The following is a 4,223-nucleotide window of genomic DNA, read 5'->3' on the forward strand; positions in this document are numbered from 1 at the left end:
CGCGCCGCCGCGCCGCGGCGGCGCGGCGGCGTGGCGGCGTGGCGGCGTCACGCCGGGGCGGGGATGTCCTCGGGCAGCAGCGCCGTGAAGTCCTCGGCCGCCACGTCCGGGGTCTGCACCAGCCGCCCCGCCTGCCGGGTGATCATCCGCTCCAGCACCTGGCGCGCGTAGCGGCCGTTGCCGAACGTGGCGTCGCGCTCCACAGCGGAGAAGTGCGCGTGCAGCGCCGCCCGGGTCTCCTCGCCGCACACGTACCCCGAACCGGTCGCCATGCTCTCCACGATGGTGACCAGCTCCTCGTCGCTGTAGGACGCGAACTCCACCTTGTGGTTGAACCGCGACGCCAGACCCGGGTTGGACGCGAGGAACCGCTCCATCTCGTGGGTGTAGCCGGCGACGATGACCACCACCTCGTCGCGGTGGTCCTCCATCAGCTTCACCAGGGTGTCGATCGCCTCCTGGCCGAAGTCGTTGCCGCTGGCGCCCGCCGGCGCCAGCGTGTACGCCTCGTCCACGAACAGCACGCCGCCCTTGGCGCGCTCGAACACCTCGGCGGTCATCTGCGCGGTGTGGCCGATGTAGCGCCCGACGAGGTCGGAGCGCGCGGTCTCGATCACCTGGCCGCCCGGCAGCACGCCCAGCGTGTGCAGCAGCCGCCCGTACAGCCGGGCGACCGTGGTCTTGCCGGTACCGGGCGGACCGGCGAAGACCAGGTGGTGGCTCATCGGCGCGATCGGCAGCCCCATGGCGGCGCGCCGCTGCGACATGATCACCAGGTTGGTGAGGTCGTTGACCGTGCTCTTGACCCCCGCAAGGCCGATCATGCCGTCCAGTTCGGCGCGCAGGCCGGCCAGGTCGTCCTCGGTGGCGCCGCCGGAGGCGCCCTCCAGGATCTCCGGCCCCAGGTCGGCCGGCGTCAGCCGGGCGAGTTCGGCGGGGTCGTCGGGCGCCTCGCCGCCGAGCCGGTACGCCTGCCGGTCGATCATGCCCTCGAAGATCTTGCGGGCGTCGCGGCCGTTGCCGAACGCCGGCCCCTTGGGCACGTGCTCGAAGTACTCGCCGAGCGCCTCGACCGTGGCCTCGTCCATCGTGTAGTGGTTTGCCTCGCACATGTTGCGCACGATCTGGACGAGTTCGTCGGGCTCGTAGTTCGGGAACTCGATGGTCTTGGAGAACCGCGACGCCAGGCCCGGGTTGGCGGCGAGGAACCGCTGCATGTTCTCGGTGTAGCCGGCGACGATGACCACCACGTCGTCGCGGTGGTCCTCCATCAGCTTCACCAGGGTGTCGATGGCCTCGCGGCCGAAGTCGGGGCCGCTGCCGCCCTCGCTGCCCTCCGACAGGGCGTACGCCTCGTCCACGAACAGCACGCCGCCCTTGGCGCGCTCGAACACCTCGGTGGTCTTGATCGCGGTGCCGCCCACGTACTGCGACACCAGGTCGGCGCGGGCGACCTCGACCACGTGGCCGTAGCGCAGCACGTCGAGTTCGGCCAGGATCTGGCCGTAGAGCCGCGCCACGGTGGTCTTGCCCGTACCGGGCGGTCCGCCGAACACCAGGTGGCGGCCCATCACGGGGGTCGGCAGGCCCATCTCGGCGCGGCGCCGGTTCATCTGCGTGCGCTTGATGAGCGTCTTGACCTCGTGCTTGACACTGGCCAGGCCCACCAGCCCGTCCAGCTCGGCCAGCGGGCCGCTCTGCTCGGGCCCCTCCTCGGCGGCGGGGCCGTCCGCGTCGTCCCGGCGCGGTGCGGCGGCCGGCGTCGGCGCCGGCCCGGCGTCCTCGCCGTAGGCGTCGGGCGACCCGTTGTCGTGGCTGAGCAACTGCTCGGCGCGGACGCGGTCGCTCTTCACGGTCTGGCGCAGCCCCGAGCGCGCGTTCTCGCGCACCGAGCAGTCCTCCAGCACCACGTCCTCGGTGGAGTGCACGAGCACCCCGTCGCTGCCGTTGCCGAAGATCTCGCAGTGCCGCAGCAGGGCGGTCGCGCCCGCGGCCACCAGCACCCCGTTGCGGCGCCCGTTGTAGACCCGCGAGCGCAGCGCCGACACCTCGCCGCCGTTGTGCACGGCGATGCCCTCGTTGGCGCAGCCGGAGATATCGCAGTCGCGCAGGTCGGCCTTTGCCTTGGCGCCGACCGATACCCCGTTCTCCTGGCTGTCGCTGATCTGCACCCCGGTCAGCAGCGGCCGCGAGCCCTCGCTGACCATGATCGCCGCCTTGCCGGTGCGGTCCAGCGTCGCGTCCTCCAGGCGGCCGTGCGCGTCCTTGCGGAAGACGATGCCCTGGCCCCGGGTGTCGGTGACGGCGACGCCGCGCAGGAACGGCGCGCACTCCTCGATCACGATGCCCGGGCCCGAGGTGCCGGTGACGATGCCCCGGTCGAACTCCACGGTGGCGCCGCCGCTCAGCGAGATCCCGGCCCCGCCGCGCACGGTCAGCCCGATGAAGGAGCTGGCCGCCCGGTCCTCGGCGCGCACGGCGTCGCCCCCGGACTCGGCCACGTCGCAGTCGGCGAACAGGCCCCGCGCCTTGCCCCACAGGTGGATGCCGGCCTTCTCGGCGCGGTTGACCACCACCCGCGACAACTGGGGGTCCGCCCCGCTGTGCACGCCCACGCCGCGCCCGGCGACGTCCTCGATGACGCAGTCCTCCACCACCGGCCGGGCGCGGCTGGAGATCATCAGGCCGTCGCCCTTGGTGTCGTGGACGCGGGTGTCGCGCACGCTGGTGGAGGCGTCGTCCTCCAGCGCGATGGCCGGCTTGGCGGTGCCGGAGATGTCGCAGCCCTCCACCGTGCCCGCGGCCTTCCCGCTGGCGAACAGGCCGTTGCCGCCGGTGTCGCGCAGCACGCACGAGCGCACGGTCGGCCGGCCCCGCTCGCCGATCACCAGGGCGCTGGTGCTGACCTCCTCGATCAGGCAGTCCTCCACCGCGCTCGGCTCGGCGGCGGTGATCACCACGCCGGCGCCGCCCGAGCAGGTCACCCGGCATTCGCGCATGGCCAGCGCGCCGGTGCCGCGCACCGACACCGCCGCCCACGCGGTGGAGCTGACCTCGCAGTCGGCCATCTCGACCTGGCCGGCCGCGATGTCCACCGCCGGCCGCTCGTCGTTGCGGCCGCTGAGGGTCAGCCCCGAGAGCTTGACCGCCTCGGCGGCCGACGCCACGGCGCTGCGCTCCTCGGCCAGCACCTCCACCGTGCCGCGCCCGTCGCGCGCCACCAGGGTGACGACCTTGCGCAGCACGAGGCTCTCCTCGTAGCGGCCGGGGGCGATCGAGATCAGCGCGCCGCCATCGGCCGCAGCGACCGCCGCGCCGATGGTCGGATACGCGTCCGCGGTACCCGGGTCGACGGTGAGAAGCTGCCTGGCCATCGCGTACGTTCCTTCTCTTCGGTTTCCGGACCGCCGCGGCGGTCGTCATCGGTCGGGGGGCGGCCCCCCGGGCGGGCGCGGGGCCTCAGGTGCAGTTCGCCCGCATCGCCGAGGCCGCGACGTGCGAGGTGGCGTCCCCGTCCACGGTGTCCTCGCCGATGTTGGTGAGCTGGACGGTGAACCGCTCGCTCGGCGACTCGAACCCCGTCACCCGCACCCAGCCGCCCTTGGCGCCCGACTGCTCGACGCCGAACACGGCCACGGCGGTGCCCGAAGGCTCGCCACCGGGGAAGATCTGGTACATCGCCTCCTGGTCGGCGACCCACTGCGGACTGGCGTCATCGGGAACGTACACCAGGAGTTCGCAGGAGGCGTCGGTGAAGCCGGGTTCGAAGGTCCAGTGGGCGAACCGGCCGTCGCCGTGCTCGGTGGTGCCGGAGACGGGGATGGCGTCGTAACCCCCGTCGCACCCCTCGTCGCCGTACCCGCCCGAGCGCGTGGCCCAGCCCGGGGAGCCCGCGCCCTCCGCCCCGTAGGCGGCCGATCCCCCCGCCGCGCAGCCCGGCCCCGCGATCGCGGTGAAGGACGGCGCGGGGGGCGCCGAGGACGACGCGGACGGGCTCGGGTCGGCCGACCGGACGGCCGCGGCGGCCTCGGGGTCGTCGGAGCCCGCGGAGTCGTCGGGGGACGCCTCCGGGCTGGGCGAGGGGGAGGGGGCCGCCGCGGGGGCCGCGTCGGCCTCACCGCCGCCGGCCGGGCCGTCGCCGGGGCCGTCGTCGCCCCCGCCGCCCTCGGCCGGCGCGCCGCCGCCCGCCTCGGCCGCCTCCGCGGACCCGCCCCCGGACCCGC

1 protein-coding gene and 1 pseudogene are annotated in these 4,223 nt (G+C 74.3%); both read right to left on the bottom strand.

Annotation, left to right across the window (positions count from 1 at the left end):
* Positions 1–47: 47 nt before the first annotated feature.
* A complete protein-coding gene (locus NT8_RS27435) occupies positions 48–3,374 on the bottom strand; it encodes a right-handed parallel beta-helix repeat-containing protein (RefSeq protein WP_067975832.1) in 3,327 nt (1,108 codons plus the stop codon).
* Positions 3,375–3,459: 85 nt separating this feature from the next.
* Positions 3,460–4,223, bottom strand: a pseudogene (locus tag NT8_RS30165) (hypothetical protein); the annotation flags it as partial.

The sequence above is a fragment of the Nocardiopsis trehalosi NBRC 14201 genome (assembly GCF_001552555.1).
Taxonomy (GTDB): domain Bacteria; phylum Actinomycetota; class Actinomycetes; order Streptosporangiales; family Streptosporangiaceae; genus Nocardiopsis_B; species Nocardiopsis_B trehalosi.